At 42.4% G+C, this 611-nt stretch carries 1 protein-coding gene; it reads left to right on the top strand.

Annotation, left to right across the window (positions count from 1 at the left end; all coding sequences use genetic code 11):
* Positions 1-33 precede the first annotated feature (33 nt).
* On the top strand, positions 34-611 hold a 578-nt coding region (locus BTA35_RS16515), incomplete at its 3' end, for a LodA/GoxA family CTQ-dependent oxidase (RefSeq protein WP_202931295.1).

A 611-nucleotide genomic window follows, 5' to 3' on the forward strand; every position in this document is an offset into this window, starting at 1 on the left:
AATTGCGGTTGTGCAGAATAAAAGGAATTTATCATGGCGATGAATAACAGCTATATATACAAAATATACCCTTCTATCGGTATCGCTCGAGTAGGTACGAGTGAAGAGTTCTATCTTGGCCCAGAAACATCTGCTGGTATGCCTTTAACTTGGCCGGAAGCGGTGCCAGCGACTAGCGAAGATATATTTCGGGATCAAAATGGTGATATGAGACGACAAGCAGCTCGCTTTAAAATTTACCGCTATAAGGAAGGTTGTGAGCATGAAGCAGAAGAAGTTACTTTAAATACGCCAGGCGTGCATAAGATTGAGTGGACTGTGCATGTGGCAAATAAGAAGTCTAGTTGGTATGAATATCAAACCAATCCAGGTGAATTACCATATAGCCCTAATCATCCTCTGAGAAATCCATCTATTATAGAGGCTGAAGTACGTCAAAAGACATTGATAACAGACCCTGGAAAGCGTCAGATCAGTGGTCGTAGTCAGCATGGTCAGCAGTATACTTTTTCTAAAGCAGGAGCCGCTGATCAATACTGTTCATTTCCGCCAGAAAATATCAAGCCATTCACAATTGAAACGCTAGGTGAGTGCCAAACGGATGATCACGG

The sequence above is a fragment of the Oceanospirillum linum genome (assembly GCF_001995095.2).
Lineage (GTDB): Bacteria > Pseudomonadota > Gammaproteobacteria > Pseudomonadales > Halomonadaceae > Oceanospirillum > Oceanospirillum linum.